Annotated in this window: 15 protein-coding genes and 1 pseudogene; 8 read left to right on the plus strand and 8 right to left on the minus strand. The window is 66.9% G+C overall.

Annotation, left to right across the window (positions count from 1 at the left end):
• From Tchar_RS03775 to Tchar_RS03785, 3 genes are all read left to right on the plus strand, one after another.
• Nucleotides 1-331: PD-(D/E)XK nuclease domain-containing protein (locus Tchar_RS03775; protein WP_201739296.1), on the plus strand; the 331-nt coding region annotated here is incomplete at its 5' end.
• A 414-nt stretch (nt 332-745) separates the two neighbouring features.
• A complete protein-coding gene (locus Tchar_RS03780) occupies nt 746-1,954 on the plus strand; it encodes a nucleotide sugar dehydrogenase (protein WP_144327757.1) in 1,209 nt (402 codons plus the stop codon).
• On the plus strand, nt 1,951-2,991 hold the full coding sequence (locus Tchar_RS03785) for an NAD-dependent epimerase/dehydratase family protein (protein ID WP_144327758.1): 1,041 nt from the start codon (nt 1,951-1,953) through the stop codon (nt 2,989-2,991). Before Tchar_RS03780 ends, Tchar_RS03785 begins: the two co-directional genes overlap by 4 nt.
• Nucleotides 2,992-2,996: 5 nt before the next feature.
• Here the strand turns inward: Tchar_RS03785 and adk are convergent, their stop codons facing one another.
• The 6 genes from adk to Tchar_RS03815 all read right to left on the minus strand — a co-directional run bounded on the left by adk (nt 2,997) and on the right by Tchar_RS03815 (nt 7,252).
• Complete coding sequence (gene adk / locus Tchar_RS03790; protein WP_144327759.1) at nt 2,997-3,653, minus strand: adenylate kinase; 657 nt, start codon at nt 3,651-3,653, stop codon at nt 2,997-2,999.
• A 128-nt stretch (nt 3,654-3,781) separates the two neighbouring features.
• The gene (gene kdsB / locus Tchar_RS03795; protein WP_144327760.1) at nt 3,782-4,582 is read right to left on the minus strand and encodes a 3-deoxy-manno-octulosonate cytidylyltransferase; all 801 of its coding nucleotides are present in this window, start codon (nt 4,580-4,582) and stop codon (nt 3,782-3,784) included.
• A 202-nt stretch (nt 4,583-4,784) separates the two neighbouring features.
• Nucleotides 4,785-4,997, minus strand: a complete 213-nt coding sequence (locus Tchar_RS03800; RefSeq protein ID WP_144327822.1) for a Trm112 family protein — start codon at nt 4,995-4,997, stop codon at nt 4,785-4,787.
• 5 nt (nt 4,998-5,002) lie between these two features.
• Nucleotides 5,003-6,085, minus strand: coding sequence for a tetraacyldisaccharide 4'-kinase (gene lpxK / locus Tchar_RS03805; RefSeq protein ID WP_144327761.1), 1,083 nt, complete (start codon nt 6,083-6,085; stop codon nt 5,003-5,005).
• A complete protein-coding gene (locus Tchar_RS03810; RefSeq protein ID WP_144327762.1) occupies nt 6,085-6,501 on the minus strand; it encodes an ExbD/TolR family protein in 417 nt (138 codons plus the stop codon). The genes lpxK and Tchar_RS03810 overlap by 1 nt, the downstream gene beginning before the upstream one ends.
• A 115-nt stretch (nt 6,502-6,616) precedes the next feature.
• On the minus strand, nt 6,617-7,252 hold the full coding sequence (locus Tchar_RS03815) for a MotA/TolQ/ExbB proton channel family protein (protein ID WP_144327763.1): 636 nt from the start codon (nt 7,250-7,252) through the stop codon (nt 6,617-6,619).
• A gap of 134 nt (nt 7,253-7,386) precedes the next feature.
• Here Tchar_RS03815 and xseA point away from each other — a divergent pair, with 134 nt between their 5' ends.
• Nucleotides 7,387-8,766, plus strand: a complete 1,380-nt coding sequence (gene xseA / locus Tchar_RS03820; RefSeq protein WP_144327764.1) for an exodeoxyribonuclease VII large subunit — start codon at nt 7,387-7,389, stop codon at nt 8,764-8,766.
• Nucleotides 8,767-8,987: 221 nt separating this feature from the next.
• Complete coding sequence (locus Tchar_RS03825) at nt 8,988-9,575, plus strand: superoxide dismutase (RefSeq protein ID WP_144327765.1); 588 nt, start codon at nt 8,988-8,990, stop codon at nt 9,573-9,575.
• A 99-nt stretch (nt 9,576-9,674) separates the two neighbouring features.
• Here the strand turns inward: Tchar_RS03825 and Tchar_RS03830 are convergent, their stop codons facing one another.
• Nucleotides 9,675-10,160: a DUF192 domain-containing protein gene (locus Tchar_RS03830; protein ID WP_236640185.1), complete on the minus strand. Its 486-nt coding sequence runs from the start codon at nt 10,158-10,160 to the stop codon at nt 9,675-9,677.
• Between the two features lie 193 nt (nt 10,161-10,353).
• Between Tchar_RS03830 and icd the strand changes: the two genes are divergently transcribed.
• The 3 genes from icd (at nt 10,354) to clpA (ending at nt 14,572) form a co-directional block, all read left to right on the plus strand.
• Nucleotides 10,354-11,607, plus strand: coding sequence for an NADP-dependent isocitrate dehydrogenase (gene icd, locus Tchar_RS03835; RefSeq protein WP_144327766.1), 1,254 nt, complete (start codon nt 10,354-10,356; stop codon nt 11,605-11,607).
• A gap of 178 nt (nt 11,608-11,785) precedes the next feature.
• Nucleotides 11,786-12,142 (plus strand): ATP-dependent Clp protease adapter ClpS, encoded by a 357-nt coding sequence (gene clpS / locus Tchar_RS03840; RefSeq protein ID WP_144327767.1) that lies wholly within the window; start codon nt 11,786-11,788, stop codon nt 12,140-12,142.
• 81 nt (nt 12,143-12,223) lie between these two features.
• Complete coding sequence (gene clpA / locus Tchar_RS03845; RefSeq protein ID WP_144327768.1) at nt 12,224-14,572, plus strand: ATP-dependent Clp protease ATP-binding subunit ClpA; 2,349 nt, start codon at nt 12,224-12,226, stop codon at nt 14,570-14,572.
• Nucleotides 14,573-14,672: 100 nt separating this feature from the next.
• Here the strand turns inward: clpA and Tchar_RS13940 are convergent.
• Nucleotides 14,673-14,957: pseudogene (locus tag Tchar_RS13940) on the minus strand (methylated-DNA--[protein]-cysteine S-methyltransferase); the annotation flags it as partial.
• Nucleotides 14,958-15,521: the final 564 nt, after the last annotated feature.

The following is a 15,521-nucleotide window of genomic DNA, read 5'->3' on the forward strand; positions in this document are numbered from 1 at the left end:
CGACTGGTACCGCGCCAACCCCATCACCCAGTACGAGGGTTACTGGGCCAGCGTCTTCTACAGCCACCTGGCCGCGCTCGGCTTGGAGCTGATTGCCGAAGACGTCACCAACCACGGCTGCATCGACTTGACCGTCAAACTCCCTGAGCGCATCTATCTGTTCGAGTTCAAGGTGGTGCCCGACCAGGCCGCCGGGCAGGCGCTGGCCCAGCTCAAAGCGCGCAGCTATGCGGATAAGTACCGCGCCGACGGGCGACCGCTGCATCTGGTCGGCATCGAGTTCAGCCGGCAGCAGCGCAATGTGGTGGGGTTCGAGGTGCAGGAAGGCTGAAGCCGCGCCGGCTGCGCCCGCCGTGACCGCTGCTTGTGGCTGTATTCGCGGTTGCTCTGCCGGGCGGGCCGTGGGCCAGACGCCTCTGCACGGGTGAAAAGGCCCCTGTTTGGTCGTCGCTTGGTGCCCCCGGCGAAAGGTGGAAAATGCCTCTCTGCACGGGTAGACGGGTGCCCGCCTGCGCGCCGCCGCACGTGGCGGCGCGGCTCGATGGAGCTCGCGGCGACCACGCGCGAACGTCGCTGCCCCGTGGCCTTCTCAGCCCGAGCGGAGGTGGGGGGCATCGTTACAATCGACGCATGTCCATCGCGGCCTTTCGCTCCTCATTGTCCGGTGTCCACGTCGCGGGCTTTATGCAAGCTGCACTGACCGGTGTGCGGCTGCCTCGGTAGACGCTGCTTTCAGCCGCAACCCATGTCCCGCCTCAACATCACCATCGTCGGTGCCGGCTATGTCGGGCTGGCCAACGCACTGCTGCTGGCGCAACACCACGCCGTCACCGTGGTGGACATCGACCCCGCGCGCGTGGCCGCGCTCAATGCCCGCCGCCCGCCGGTGCACGATGTGCTGGCCGAGCAGTGGCTGCGTGAGCGCACCGACTTGACGCTTGCCGCCACCACCGATGCGGTGCCTGCGCTGTCGGCGGCGGAGCTGGTCGTCATCGCCACGCCCACCGACTACGACCCCGTGACCAACGCCTTCGACACCCGCAGCGTCGAGGGCGTCGTGGCGCAGGCGCTCGCGGCCAATGCGCACGCCACGCTCGTCATCAAATCCACCGTTCCGGTGGGGTTTACGGCGCGGCTGCGCGCCGCGCACGGCACTGACCGCATCGTTTTCTCACCCGAGTTTCTGCGCGAGGGCCAGGCGCTGCACGACAACCTCTACCCCAGTCGCATCGTCGTCGGCGACCGCGGCCCGCGCGGGCAGCAGGTGGCCGCCCTTTTGCGCCAGGGCTGTCTGCGCGTCGATGTGCCGGTGCTGACCACCGATCCCACCGAGGCCGAGGCGATCAAGCTCTTTGCCAACACCTATTTGGCCATGCGGGTGGCGTTTTTCAACGAGCTCGACAGCTACGCCGCCATCCACGGCTTGGACACGCGCCAAATCATCGATGGCGTGTGCCTGGACCCCCGCATCGGCGCCGGCTACAACAACCCGAGCTTTGGCTACGGTGGCTACTGCCTGCCCAAGGATACCAAGCAGCTGCTGGCCAACTATCGCGACGTGCCGCAGAATTTGATTGCGGCCATCGTCCAGGCCAACGCCACGCGCAAGGATTTCATCGCCGAGGACGTCCTGCGCCGGCTGGCGCAGTGTCCGCTGCGCGATCGCCAGCCGCCCACGGTAGGCGTGTACCGCCTGGTGATGAAGCAGGGTTCGGACAATTTTCGCGCCTCGGCCATTCAGGGCGTGATGAAACGTCTCAAGGCCAAGGGGGTGGCGGTGATCGTGTACGAGCCGGCCTACCACGGCGAGCATTTTTTTCACTCGCCGGTGGTGCGCGACCTGGCGGCTTTCAAGGCCCAGGCGGACGTGATTTTGGCCAATCGCCGCGCGCCGGAGCTCGCCGACGTCGCCGACAAGGTGTACACGCGCGATTTGTACGGAGCGGATGCGTGAGGGTATTCATCACCGGCAGTGCCGGCTTCATCGGCTTTCATCTGGCGCGCCTGCTGCTGGAAGAAGGCCACAGCGTCCACGGCTACGACGGCATCACCGACTACTACGACGTGCGCCTGAAGCAGCGCCGCCACGCGCTGCTGCGCCAGTACCCGGCGTTTACCGCCACCGAAGCCATGCTGGAGGACGCCACGGCGCTGCAGACGGCCGCGCGTGCGGCGCAGCCCGATGTCATCGTCCACCTGGCGGCACAAGCCGGGGTGCGCTACAGCCTGCAAAACCCGCGCGCCTACATCGACGCCAACCTGGTGGGCACCTTCAACGTCTTGCAGGTGGCCCAGATGCTGCAGCCGCGCCACCTGCTCATGGCCTCCACCAGCAGCGTCTATGGGGCCAACACCGACATGCCCTTTGGCGAGCAGCAAAAGACCGACCTGCCGCTGACGCTTTACGCCGCCACCAAAAAAGCCAACGAGGCCATGGCGCACGCCTGGGCGCACATCCACGGCGTGCCCACCACGATGTTTCGCTTCTTTACCGTGTACGGCCCCTGGGGGCGGCCAGACATGGCTCTGTTCAAATTTACCCAAGGCATCCTGGCGGGCACGCCCATCGATCTGTACAACCACGGCGACATGCGGCGTGACTTCACCTACGTCGACGACCTGGTGCGCGCCATCCGGCTGCTCATCGACGCCGTGCCGCCCGCGCCCGATCAGCGCCGACCTGAGCAGGGCTGGCAACCCATCGAAGGCGACAGCTTGAGCCCGGTGGCGCCGTGGCGCGTGGTCAACATCGGCAACTCCGAGCCGGTGCGGCTGCTGGACTTCGTCGAGGCCATCGAAGAAGCGCTGGGCAAGCCCGCGCTGCGCAACTGTCTGCCGATGCAAACCGGAGACGTGCCCGCCACCTGGGCCGACTGCACGCTGCTGCAGCGCCTCACCGGTTACCGGCCGCAGACCCCGGTGCGCGAGGGGGTGCGGCGGTTCGTGGCGTGGTATCGGGAATGCTACGAGGCGTCATCGGCGGACGCCTAGGGTCCTTAGTCACGCAAGGCCGCAAACACCCGCTCGGTGATCTTCTCCACCGTGCCCAGCCCGCTGATCGAGCGGTACTTGGGCGCGTTGAGCGGGTCGCGCACTGCCCAGTCGCGGTAGTAATCGACCAGCGGACGGGTTTGGTCGGCGTACACCTGTAGCCGCTTGCGCACGGTCTCTTCCTTGTCGTCGTCGCGCTGGATCAGGTCTTCGCCCGTCACATCGTCCTTGCCCTCGACCTTGGGCGGGTTGTACTTGATGTGGTAGGTGCGACCGGAAGCCGGATGGACACGACGGCCACTCATGCGTTCGATGATGGCTTCGAACGGCACGTCGATTTCCAGTACGTAGTCGATGCGCACACCCGCCTCGCGCATGGCGTCGGCCTGCGGAATGGTGCGCGGAAATCCGTCGAACAAAAAGCCGTTGACGCAGTCGGGCTGGGCGATGCGTTCTTTGACCAGATCGATGATCAGATCATCGCTGACCAGGCCACCCGCTTCCATGACCTGTTTGGCTTGCAGCCCGAGCGGGGTGCCCGCTTTGACGGCGGCGCGCAGCATGTCTCCAGTGGAGATCTGCGGAATGCCGTACTTCTGGCAGATGAACGCGGCTTGCGTGCCTTTGCCAGCGCCCGGAGCGCCCAACAGAATCAGTCTCATGGGTTTCCTTTACGTGTCGCAAACGGTGGGTAGGGTGGCGCAGGGTCGTGCTCTCCTCGGACACCGGACCCAGCCACTGGCGCGGCGGCCAGCGGCCGCAAGAATAGCACGCACTGCCCGACACAGGCTTACATGAGCGGGTATGACGGTGCGGCGGCCCACAGCGCGCGCACGCGCACCAAGTCTTCGGCCGTATCGACGCCTGGGCCGGGAACGTTTGGCGTTACGGTGACTGCGATGCGCTCGCCATGCCACAGCACGCGCAGTTGCTCCAACGATTCGCAGCGCTCCAGCGGGGCAGGTGTCAGGCGCGGAAACTGGCGCAAAAAGCCGGTCCGGTACGCATACAGGCCGATATGACGTAGCGGCCGAGCCCCTGCTGGCCAACTCGTCAGGTCCAGGCTGGCGTCGTGCCGTGGCGCATCGCGCCACCACGGCAAGGGGGCGCGGCTGAAGGTAAGTGCTCGCCCACGACGGTCCAGTACCACCTTGACGACGTTCGGGTTGAACAGGTCGGCGGCCCGTTCGATGGGGTGGGCCGCGGTGGCCATGACGCAGTCGGGATGCTCACCCAGGGTATGCGCGACGCGCTGCACGAGTGCGGGATCGAGCAGCGGCTCATCACCCTGCACATTGACGACCACGGTGTCGTCGGCCCAGCCCAGATGCTCGACCGCTTCGGCCAAGCGGTCGCTGCCGCTGGGGTGGTCGGCACGGGTGAAGACGGCGGCGATCCCGGCGCGTTGGCATACCGCTGCGATCTCGGCATCGTCGGTGGCCACCGTGCAGCTGAGCGCACCGCTGGCACGCGCGCGTTCGGCCACGCGCACGATCATCGGCGCACCGCCAATGTCTAGCAGCGGTTTGTCCGGCAGCCGCGTGGAGGCGCGGCGCGCCGGAATGAGGACGTGAAAAACGCAATCGGTCATGGGCAGGATATCCAGCAAACGCGACGCAACGGGGGGTGGTTTCAGTACAGCATGGTTGCGACACGCTGGCGGCAGCGTGCGTCACCCCGTCTTGACCCGTGCGGCCGCGCCGGATGCGGCGCCACGCCGGGTGGGGCGGCCAGGGTGCCGATGGTGGGGCACGCCCACCGATGCGCGCGCCCCACCGGTGACACCAGGCACGTTAGGGGGTGGAGGCAGGGCGGGGCGGCGCCAACTGGTCCAACTCTTCGTCGCTGAGCGCACGCGCCTCGTGTTCCAGCAGGATGGGAATACCGTCGCGGATGGGGTAGGCGAGCTTGGCGCCGCGCGAGACGAGCTCTTGCGTCTGGCGCGCGTACACCAGTGGCCCTTTGGTCACCGGACAGACGAGCAGGTCGAGCAATTGGCGGTCCATGGCGGTCATGATAGCGCGTGGGCGGCCAGCACGGCATCGACGGCGTCGAACAGGGCGGGGTCGATTTCGAGCCGCAGGGGTACGCGCCACAGCGTCACGCCGGCCGGGGCACGGTGGCGCTGGAGTTTGATCGCATCTTTGTCGGTGCACAGCCATACCCGTGGCGCGTGCGGCCGCTGCGCGGCATGCTGCAGCGCGGCGTGCAGTACGGGGCCACTGGCGTGGTCCGGCAGCGGCACGGTGGCGGTCAGTTGCAAGCCGCGTGCCCGCAACGCATCGAAAAACGCCTGCGGACGGGCAATGCCCGCCAGTGCGCCCACCGGTGTTGCACGCGCAGCCCAGTCGGCCAGCGGTTGCGATTGGCCGTCGGCATCGAAGGCCAGCGCCGACAGGGTACGCTGAGCGCGAAATTCCGGATAGGGGTGGGGGCGCGGTGGGCGCTGCGCAGCGGCGGTGCGCAGCACCAGGAGCCGCTCGTTTCCCCAGGGGGCGGCGGGCCAGGGCTGGCGCAGCGGGCCGGCCGGCAGCAGCCAGCCATTGCCGACATCGCGTTCATCGAAGACGACGATGGTCAGGTCGCGCCCCAGCGCCCAATGCTGCATGCCATCGTCGCTGACCAGCACCTTGACCGTTGGCTGGTGCTGCAGCAATGCACGTGCGGCGGCGGCTCGGTTGCGCCCCACGGCCAGCGCAACGCCCGTGCGCTGCGCTACCAGAGCGGGCTCGTCACCGCACTCGGCAGGGTCGACGGCCTCCCCGCGGCCATGGACGGCGATGCCGTCCCGACTGGCACTGACGCGGCCACCGACCCCGCGCGCGATTACGCCGGGTTGCCAGCCGCGCGCTTGCAGGTGCTGCACCAGGGCGATGAGCGTGGGTGTTTTGCCGGCCCCGCCGACCACCACGTTGCCCACGACGATGACCGGCACCGGCAGCCGTACGCCCCAGGCCTGGTTGCGGCGGGCGCGCCAGTGCCAAGCCGCGGTGCGCACCTGCCAGGCCACACCGTACACCCAGGACAGGGGGCGCAACGCCCAGGCCAGGGCACCGCGCGCCATCCAAGCGGATGGCAAATCGAGTTCGAGCATCAGCGTTTCCCGTCACGCTGGGTCGCAAATGTGATTTGGACCAGCCCAACCTGGCGCGCGGCGTCCATCACATGGATGACCGACTGGTGGCTGGCGGCTGCGTCCGCCTGGATCACGAGGACGGTGTCGCTGTCTCGAGGTGCGCGCGACAGCGCGCCCACCAGGGCCTCGACCCCGTGCTGCTCCAGCAGCCGGTTGTCGACGGCATAGCGGCCGTCAGCGCCGACGCTGACGACGATTTCGCGCGGCGCCTGTGGCGGCTGCTCGGTTTGGGCCAGCGGTAGGTTGACCTGCAAGGCGCTGCTCTGGCTGAACGTAGTCGTCAACATCAAAAAGATCAGGATGACCAGCAAGACGTCGATGAACGGAATCAGGTTGATTTCGGGCTCATCGCGATGGCCGTGCCGAAAACGCATGGGACAGCTCTCCTCGTCGGACGGATGATCGGTGCGTGGGCGCGACGACTGCCCGCAGGCCAAGACCAGGCACCACGGTGGCGCGGCGGGTGTGCCAGCGGCCTTCGCCACGGCCTCATCGGCGCAACGCCAGCAGGTGGTGCAAAAAGGCCTCGGCGGCCACTTCCAATTGCAGCAGCAGTGCGTCTGCGCGGGCGCGGTAATAACGCCAGAAAATGAGGGCCGGCACCGCGATGATGAGACCAAACGCGGTGTTGTACAGGGCCACCGAAATGCCGTGCGCCAGCTGTGCCGGGTTGCCGCCGCCGGGCGTCAGTCCGCCGGGGCCCGCCTGCGAACCGAAAATCTCGATCATCCCGATGACGGTGCCGAGCAACCCCAGCAGCGGGGCGGCGGAAGCCACGGTGCCCAAGGCCCCGAGGTAGCGTTGCAGCTGCGCGGCCGCCAAGCGGCCGGCCGACTCCAGCGCGGCGCGCAGTTCGGCTTCGGTGGCGCGCGGGTTGACCTGCAGCGTGTGCAGGCCAGCCGCCAGCACCGCCCCCAGCAGCGAGTGCTCGGCCAATTGCTCGACGACCGCCGGCGGTGGCACCCCGGCACGCGAGGCCTGCATGGCCTCGTCGAGCAGGCGCGGCGGCACGATGCGCGCGGTACGCAGACTCAGCGCCCGCTCGATGATCAGCGCCAGTCCCACGACCGAGCACACGATCAGGGTCCAAATGGGCCAGCCTGCAGCTTGTATGATGGACAACAACGGCAATACCCCCCGGCGGCCGCGCGGCAAGGCCTGGCCACCCGTTGAATTGCCCCGCATTATGTCCGACCCCGGTGCGCCGGCCCAGCCGATCGGCGTCCGCTGGGGCCAAGCCACTTGCCTGTGCCTGCCCGATGATCGACGATCGTATCGAGGAAGACATCCCTGCCTGGCGCGTCGGGGCGCTGGTCAATGCCGTCGCCGATGCCTTGCGTGTCCGCTTCAACCCGGTGCGTGTGCGCGGCGAGGTGTCGGCGAGCGTGCGTGCGGCCAGCGGCCATCAGTACTTCATCCTCAAAGATGCCGACGGCCAGTTGCGCTGTGCGTGGTTTCGGCGTGCGGCGCAGACGCAAGAGGCGGCCGTGGCGCTGCGCGACGGCTTGCAGGTGGAGGTGTTGGGGCGGGTGGACGTCTACACCGCGCGCGGCGATCTGCAGTTGATCGTCGAGCGCGTCTTGCCACTGGGGCAAGGCAGCCTGTACGAGGAATTCTTGCGCCGCAAGGCGCGCTTGCAAGCCGAGGGGTGGTTCGACGCCGCGCGCAAGCGTGCGCTGCCGCGATACCCGAGCAGCATTGGCGTGGTGACGTCGCTGGACGCGGCCGCCCTGCGTGATGTGGCCACCACGCTGGAGCGGCGCGTGCCGCACCTGCTGGTGTGGGTGTACCCGTCGGCGGTGCAGGGCGCCGAGGCGCCGGCACAACTGTGTGCGGCGTTGCAGCGCGCCTATGCCGACCATCGCGCGCATGGCCGCCCGGCCGTGCTGCTGCTGGTGCGCGGCGGCGGGTCGCTGGAAGATTTGTGGGCCTTCAATGACCCCGAACTGGTGCGCACCATCGCGCAGGCGCCACTGCCCGTGGTCTGCGGCGTGGGGCACGAAACCGACTTCACGCTGGCGGACTTTGCGGCCGATCTGCGCGCGCCCACACCCACCGCGGCGGCCGAGCTGTGCGCCCCCGATGCCGTCACCCTGCACGCCGCGCTGGCACAGGCGCAGCAGCGGTTGCAGAGCGCGCTGCAGCGGCGGCTCGATATCCAGGCACAGCGGCTCGATGGTTTGGCACAACGGCTGGGGCGCCCCTCGGCGCTGACGGCGCGCGAACAACAACGCTTGCTGCGGTTGCACCACCGCCTGAACCAGGGGACGCAGCAAACCCTGGGGCGGCAGGCGCAGCGACTGCAGGGGCTGCAGCACGCCTGGTGGGCTGCAGCACACAGCGACGGCGTGCGTCGGCTGCAGCAGGCGCAGGCGCTGCAGGGGCGCTGGGTACAAGCGGTGCAGGCTGCGACGCAGCGACAGCGCCAGCGGCTCGAGCACTGGCAAACGCAGCTCAGACTGCTGGATCCGGGTCTGGTGCTGCAACGGGGCTACGCTTGGGTGACGACCGCGCATGGCGAGGTGGTGACCTCGGCGGCCCAGGTCGAGGTCGGGCAGACGCTCGGTATTGCCCTGGCCCATGGGGCGCTGGACGTGGATGTGCGCGTCACCCGACCCGAGCCCACACCGCGGGATTGAAACACTGCCATTGTGTCCACCAAGCGCCAACGCAGCGGCTGCGCCAGTCGTCTGCGCGCGGGCGGCGTGCCGCCGACGTCCGGCGGGCCAAGCGGCCCGCTGGCCGGGTGCGACGCCAAAAGGGTCAAGCCGCGCGTGGCTGTGCCGCCGGGGGCCAGCTTGCCTACAATGCGCCCTTATCCCAACGCTAATTCAATCGTTGCCTATCGCGAGGACACACCATGGAACATACCTTGCCACCGCTGCCGTTTGCCATCGACGCGCTGGAGCCTTACTACTCCAAAGAAACCCTCGAATACCACCACGGCAAGCACCACAACGCGTACGTGGTCAACCTGAACAATCTGCAAAAGGGCACCGAGTACGAATCGATGACGCTCGAGGAAATCGTGCGCAAGGCGCCCAACCCCGGCCCGATCTACAACAACGCCGCGCAGGTGTGGAACCACACCTTCTTCTGGAACTGCATGAAACCCAACGGCGGTGGCGAGCCCAGCGGCGCGCTGGCGCAGGCCATCAATGCCAAGTGGGGCAGCTACGCGGCGTTTCGCGACGCGTTCGTCAAGAGCGCGGTCGGCAACTTTGGCTCCGGCTGGACCTGGCTGGTGAAGAAGCCCGATGGCACGGTGGATATCGTCAACATGGGGGCAGCCGGCACCCCCTTGACCACCGCCGACAAAGCCCTGCTGACGGTGGACGTGTGGGAGCACGCCTACTACATCGACTACCGCAACTTGCGTCAGAAGTACGTCGAAACCTTCCTGGACAAACTCGTCAACTGGGAGTTTGCGCAAGCGAACTTTGCCTGATCGGCCAGACCGAGCCCAGTGCCGCCACGTCGATGCGCGTGGTGGCCGTGGCCGGCAGGCCCAGCCGGACCGCCGCATCGGGTGGTACCAGCGGCGTGTTCAGCGGCCGCTGGCCGCAAAGGGGCCGCCGGCCAAGCGAAAACCGGCGCCGATGCCGCGCTGGGCAAACCAGCCTTGGTGCATCTCCAGCACGTAGCGCACCGGCTCGCGCGAGCAGTGACTGGTCTCATCCAGCGGCTGCATGTCGGCTAGGTTGACGATGCGCCCGTCGTCGGCGAGGAATGCTGCGGTCAGCGGCAAAAAGGTATTGTGCATCCAAAAGCATTGCACCGCAGGTCGCTCGAAGATAAACAACATGCCTTCGTGGGGGGGCATCTCGCGCCGCCACATCAGCCCCGTCATGCGCTGCTCATGCGTGCGAGCGACCTGGGCTTCGATGCGGTGCATGCCTGCGCGCAGCTCCACGCGGGGCAAATCGAGCTGGGGGATGCCGGCTGGCTGCGCGTTTGCGCGCAAGGCGGCTACTGCGCCCGCCAGCAGAGCGCAGGCACCCATCGCGGCGGCGGCCACGCGCCGCATGTCCATGCGCCATCGGCGGGCGGCGGCTGGCCGATGTCCAGCGCCTCGGGCTGAGCTCAGGCGTGCACGTCGCACTGGCGACGATGGCTGGAACGACGCCATTCGTGTCAGGTCCGTGGAGGTTTTGTCGATAGAATCGATTGTAGATCCTGCAGCCCAACAGGCGGCGGGACCTCACCCCACACGGAGACCACCGCGTATGTATCAACACATTCAAGTGCCCGCAGACGGCCAAAAAATCACCGTCAACCCCGACATGTCGCTGAACGTGCCGGACCATCCCATCATCCCGTATATCGAGGGGGACGGCACGGGGATCGATATCACCCCGGTCATGATCAAGGTGGTGGACGCGGCAGTGGCCAAGGCCTACGGCGGCCAGCGCAAGATTCACTGGATGGAGGTGTACGCCGGCGAGAAGTCCACCAAAGTCTACGGGCCGGATGTGTGGCTGCCGGAAGAAACCCTGCACGCGCTCAAGGAATACGTGGTCTCGATCAAGGGGCCATTGACGACGCCGGTTGGCGGCGGCATTCGCTCGCTCAACGTGGCGTTGCGCCAAGAGCTCGATCTGTATGTGTGCTTGCGGCCGGTGCGCTACTTCAAAGGGGTGCCCAGCCCGCTGAAGGAGCCTGAGAAGACCGACATGGTCATCTTCCGCGAAAACTCCGAGGACATCTATGCGGGTATCGAATACCCGGCGCAAAGCGAGAAGGCGCGCAAGCTCATCAAATTTCTGCAAGAGGAGCTGGGCGTGACCAAGATCCGCTTCCCCGAGACCAGCGGCATCGGCATCAAGCCGGTCTCGCAGGAAGGCACCGAGCGGCTGGTGCGCAAGGCCATCCAGTACGCCATCGACAACGACAAGCCCAGCGTGACGATCGTGCACAAGGGTAACATCATGAAGTACACCGAGGGCGCCTTCCGTGACTGGGGTTACGCGCTGGCCAAACGGGAGTTCGGCGCGGTGGAAATCGATGGCGGGCCGTGGTGCAAATTCACCAACCCCAAGACCGGCAAGGACATCGTGATCAAGGACTCGATCGCCGATGCGTTCCTGCAGCAAATCCTGCTGCGCCCGGCGGAGTACTCGGTCATTGCCACGCTCAACCTCAACGGCGACTACATCTCCGACGCGCTGGCGGCGCAGGTGGGCGGCATCGGCATCGCCCCCGGCGCCAACCTGTCGGATTCGGTGGCGTGCTTCGAGGCCACGCACGGCACAGCGCCCAAGTACGCCGGTAAGGACTACGTCAACCCGGGCTCGGAGATCCTGTCGGCCGAGATGATGCTGCGCCACATGGGCTGGCGCGAGGCGGCCGACCTCATCATCAGCAGCATGGAAAAGGCCATCCAGAGCAAGAAAGTGACCTACGACTTCGCGCGTCTGATGGAGGGCGCCACGCAGGTCTCCTGCTCGGGCTTCGGCCAGGTCATGATCGACCACATGTAACGCCCTGTGGGCGTGGATGGCCGCGCGGGTCTGCGGGTACGTGGATCGTGTGGTCACGCCGCCCGGCCGTCGCGCGCTGCAGCCGCCTCCTCAGGCGGCTGCAGCGCTTTCAGCGGTGCGGGTGAGGCGACAAACGGCGCAACCGCGCGCCCTGCGGGGACGTCCGATTTATTGCAGAATGTTTGCCATGGCTACGACACCCCGACAACCCGATCTGACGCCGCGCCTGCCAGAGGCGGGCGACGCGGTGGTGGTGGAGCGTCGCCGCCAGCGCGTGCAGCCGCCCAAGATGTATCAGGTCGTTTTGCTCAACGACGACTTCACGCCGATGGAGTTCGTGGTGCGCGTGCTGCAGGAATTTTTCAACAAGGACCGCGAGACGGCCACCCAGATCATGCTCAAGGTGCACGTGCATGGCCGTGGCGTGTGCGGCGTGTACACACGCGACATCGCCACCACGAAGGTCGAGCAGGTGACGCAGGCGGCGCGTGCGGCGGGTCATCCGCTGCAGTGCATCGCCGAGCCCGTTGAATAGCGCCGCATTTGCCCCACATACCCATTGGCGCCGGTATGTCCAACGCGCTACAGTCGAACCCAGAAGTGAAGGAAGTGCCCCATGATTGCCCAGGAACTTGAAGTCAGCTTGCACATGGCCTTTGTCGAGGCCCGGCAGCAGCGGCACGAATTCATCACGGTCGAGCACCTGCTGCTGGCGCTGTTGGACAACCCCAGTGCGGCCGAGGTGCTGCGTGCCTGCAACGCCAATATCGACGACTTGCGCAAGTCGCTGACCACCTTCATTAAGGACAACACGCCGGTCGTGCCGGGCACCGAGGAGGTGGACACGCAGCCGACGCTGGGTTTTCAGCGTGTGATCCAGCGTGCCATCATGCACGTGCAGTCCACCGGCAACGGTAAAAAAGAGGTCACCGGCGCCAACGTGCTGGTGGCCATCTTCGGTGAGAAAGACTCGCACGCGGTGTACTACCTGCACCAGCAGGGCATCACGCGCCTGGACGTGGTCAACTACATCGCGCACGGCATTCGCAAGGGGGATACGCCCGAGCCAGCCAAACCGGCCGAGGGGTCGGCCACCGACGCGGAAGACAGCGGCGAGGCCAAGGGCAGTGAGAAGGCTTCGGTGCTGGAGCAATTCACGCAAAACCTCAACCAGCTCGCGCGCGATGGCAAGATCGATCCGCTCATCGGTCGCGACTACGAGGTCGAGCGCGTGATCCAGATTCTGTGCCGCCGGCGCAAGAACAACCCGCTGCTGGTGGGTGAGGCCGGTGTTGGCAAGACCGCGATCGCCGAAGGGCTGGCGTGGCGTATCGTGCAAAAAGAGGTGCCCGAGGTGTTGGCCGACGCCACCGTGTACGCGCTCGATATGGGGGCGCTGCTGGCTGGCACCAAATACCGTGGCGACTTCGAGCAACGCCTCAAGGGAGTGCTGAAGGCGCTCAAAGACCGGCCGCACGCTATTCTGTTCATCGACGAAATCCACACCCTGATCGGGGCGGGGGCGGCCTCGGGCGGCACGCTCGACGCCTCCAACCTGCTCAAGCCGGCGCTGTCCAGTGGTCAGCTCAAGTGCATCGGCGCCACCACGTTCACCGAGTACCGCGGCATTTTCGAAAAGGACGCGGCGCTGTCGCGGCGCTTCCAGAAGGTGGACGTGGTCGAACCGACGGTGGAGCAGACGGTGGAGATCCTCAAGGGTCTGAAGTCGCGGTTCGAGGCGCACCACAATGTCAAATACGCCGCAGCGGCGCTGCAGGCGGCCGCGGAGCTGTCGGCCAAATACATCAACGACCGCCACTTGCCGGACAAGGCCATCGACGTCATCGACGAAGCCGGCGCGGCACAGCGGGTGGCGCCACCGTCCAAGCGCAAGAAGACCATCGGTAAGGCCGAAATCGAGGAGATCGTGGCCAAGATCGCGCGCATTCCGCCGGCCACCGTCAGCAGCGACGACCGCGGCAAGCTGCAAAACCTGGAGCGCGACCTCAAGGCCGTGGTGTTCGGGCAAGACCAGGCGCTGGAGGTGCTCGCCTCGGCGGTGAAGATGGCCCGCTCGGGCTTGGGCAAGCCCGACAAGCCCATCGGCGCCTTCCTGTTCAGCGGGCCCACCGGCGTGGGCAAAACCGAAGCCGCCAAGCAGCTGGCCTATATCCTCGGCATCGATCTGGTGCGCTTCGACATGTCGGAGTACATGGAGCGCCATGCGGTCAGCCGCCTGATCGGCGCGCCGCCGGGCTACGTCGGCTTCGACCAAGGCGGTCTGCTGACCGAAGCCATTTCGAAGAAGCCGCACTGCGTGCTGCTGCTCGACGAAATCGAGAAGGCGCACCCCGATATCTTCAACGTGCTGCTGCAGGTGATGGACCACGGCACGCTCACCGACAACAACGGGCGCAAGGCCGATTTCCGCAACGTCATCATCATCATGACGACGAATGCGGGGGCCGAGACGATGCAAAAGTCCACCATCGGCTTTACCACGCAGCGTCAGGCGGGCGACGAGATGGCCGACATCAAGCGGCTGTTCACGCCGGAGTTTCGCAACCGGCTCGATGCCATCGTCAGCTTCAAGCCGCTGGACGAGCAGGTCATCTTGCGGGTGGTGGACAAATTCCTGCTGCAGCTGGAGCAGCAGCTCGCCGAGAAAAAGGTGGAGGTCACATTCACCGACGCGCTGCGCAAGTATCTGGCGAAGAAGGGGTTCGATCCGCTGATGGGCGCACGCCCGATGCAGCGCCTGATCCAGGACACCATCCGGCGTGCCCTCGCCGACGAGTTGCTGTTCGGTCGCCTGGTCGACGGCGGGCGCCTGACGGTGGACATCGATACCGCAGTCGAGGGCAAAGAACCGCAGGTCAAGCTCGACATTCAGCCCTTGCCCAAGAAAGACGGGCGACGGGCCGAGCCGGCTGAGCCCGAGGAGGCCACCGCCGAGTCGGAATAGCGGGGGGCCTAGGCAGGGGGCATCCGTCCTCATCGCGGGGCCGGGGTGGGGGCGCCGCCGAAGGGCACCCGAGCGCCTCGGCGTTGCACAGGCGGCGACATCAGCCGCCGTGCGTAGCGGCTGCCTCCGTCGCCAGCAATGCCCGTTTACGTTCCAAGCCCCAGCGGTATCCGGTCAGCCGGCCGTGGGCGGCCACCACACGGTGGCACGGGATCAGCACCGCCAGCGGGTTGGCGGCGCAGGCGCGGGCCACGGCGCGCGCCCCGTGGGGCAGACCCAGTGTGTGCGCCAAAGCGCCGTAGCTCACCGTCTGCCCCGCGGGGATGGCACGCAGCGCGGCCCAGACGCGCTGCTGAAAGGGCGTGCCGATCGGCGCCAGCGGCAGCGGTTGCAGGTGGGCTGTGACCGGGTCGTCCAGCGCTGCCAAGATCGCCGTGAGTAGCGCCGTCGGCGGCCTGCCCTCGCTCGCTTCTGGATGGGGCCGTATCGTCACGGCAGGGGCGCTGTCGGTGAGCGTGACGGGCCCTTTCGCGGTATCACCGAGGAATGTGTCATCGCGCCGAGCGGCGCGATGGGCCGTATCGGCGTCATCGACCAGCCAGACTGTGCGCACGCCATCGGCGTCGCCAGTGATGAGCGCCCAGCCCCAGCGGCAGGGGGCCAGTGCCGTCCAGGTGCGATGAGGTGTCGGTTCTGTCATGACAGAATGTTCCTTTCGGTCGGACGGCCGCCAAGCCGTCCGACAACGCAGCGACGATGCCGCAGTCGTCGGGGGTGAAGGCGACGTCCGGGATACCCATCCGCGATCGACGAACGGTGCGCCCTCGGCGAAATTCCACGCCTTGCGGCACCCATTCCGTCACCGCCGACTACACCGCACTTTACCCGAGCATGAGCCGGTCAGTCGTCGCCGGCCGTCGGACGAAACGCGGGCGGGTCGGCGGCGACG

The organism is Tepidimonas charontis (genome assembly GCF_007556685.1).
Taxonomy (GTDB): domain Bacteria; phylum Pseudomonadota; class Gammaproteobacteria; order Burkholderiales; family Burkholderiaceae_C; genus Tepidimonas; species Tepidimonas charontis.

Excerpts from the sequence above, each read along its gene's own strand:
- Tchar_RS03780 (WP_144327757.1), top strand. The coding sequence starts at position 746 with ATGTCCCGCCTCAACATCACCATCGTCGGTGCCGGCTATGTCGGGCTG.
- adk (WP_144327759.1), bottom strand. The coding sequence starts at position 3,653 with ATGAGACTGATTCTGTTGGGCGCTCCGGGCGCTGGCAAAGGCACGCAA.
- kdsB (WP_144327760.1), bottom strand. The coding sequence starts at position 4,582 with ATGACCGATTGCGTTTTTCACGTCCTCATTCCGGCGCGCCGCGCCTCC.
- Tchar_RS03800 (WP_144327822.1), bottom strand. The coding sequence starts at position 4,997 with ATGGACCGCCAATTGCTCGACCTGCTCGTCTGTCCGGTGACCAAAGGG.
- lpxK (WP_144327761.1), bottom strand. The coding sequence starts at position 6,085 with ATGCTCGAACTCGATTTGCCATCCGCTTGGATGGCGCGCGGTGCCCTG.
- Tchar_RS03810 (WP_144327762.1), bottom strand. The coding sequence starts at position 6,501 with ATGCGTTTTCGGCACGGCCATCGCGATGAGCCCGAAATCAACCTGATT.
- xseA (WP_144327764.1), top strand. The coding sequence starts at position 7,387 with ATGATCGACGATCGTATCGAGGAAGACATCCCTGCCTGGCGCGTCGGG.
- Tchar_RS03825 (WP_144327765.1), top strand. The coding sequence starts at position 8,988 with ATGGAACATACCTTGCCACCGCTGCCGTTTGCCATCGACGCGCTGGAG.
- Tchar_RS03830 (WP_236640185.1), bottom strand. The coding sequence starts at position 10,160 with ATGGACATGCGGCGCGTGGCCGCCGCCGCGATGGGTGCCTGCGCTCTG.
- icd (WP_144327766.1), top strand. The coding sequence starts at position 10,354 with ATGTATCAACACATTCAAGTGCCCGCAGACGGCCAAAAAATCACCGTC.
- clpS (WP_144327767.1), top strand. The coding sequence starts at position 11,786 with ATGTTTGCCATGGCTACGACACCCCGACAACCCGATCTGACGCCGCGC.
- clpA (WP_144327768.1), top strand. The coding sequence starts at position 12,224 with ATGATTGCCCAGGAACTTGAAGTCAGCTTGCACATGGCCTTTGTCGAG.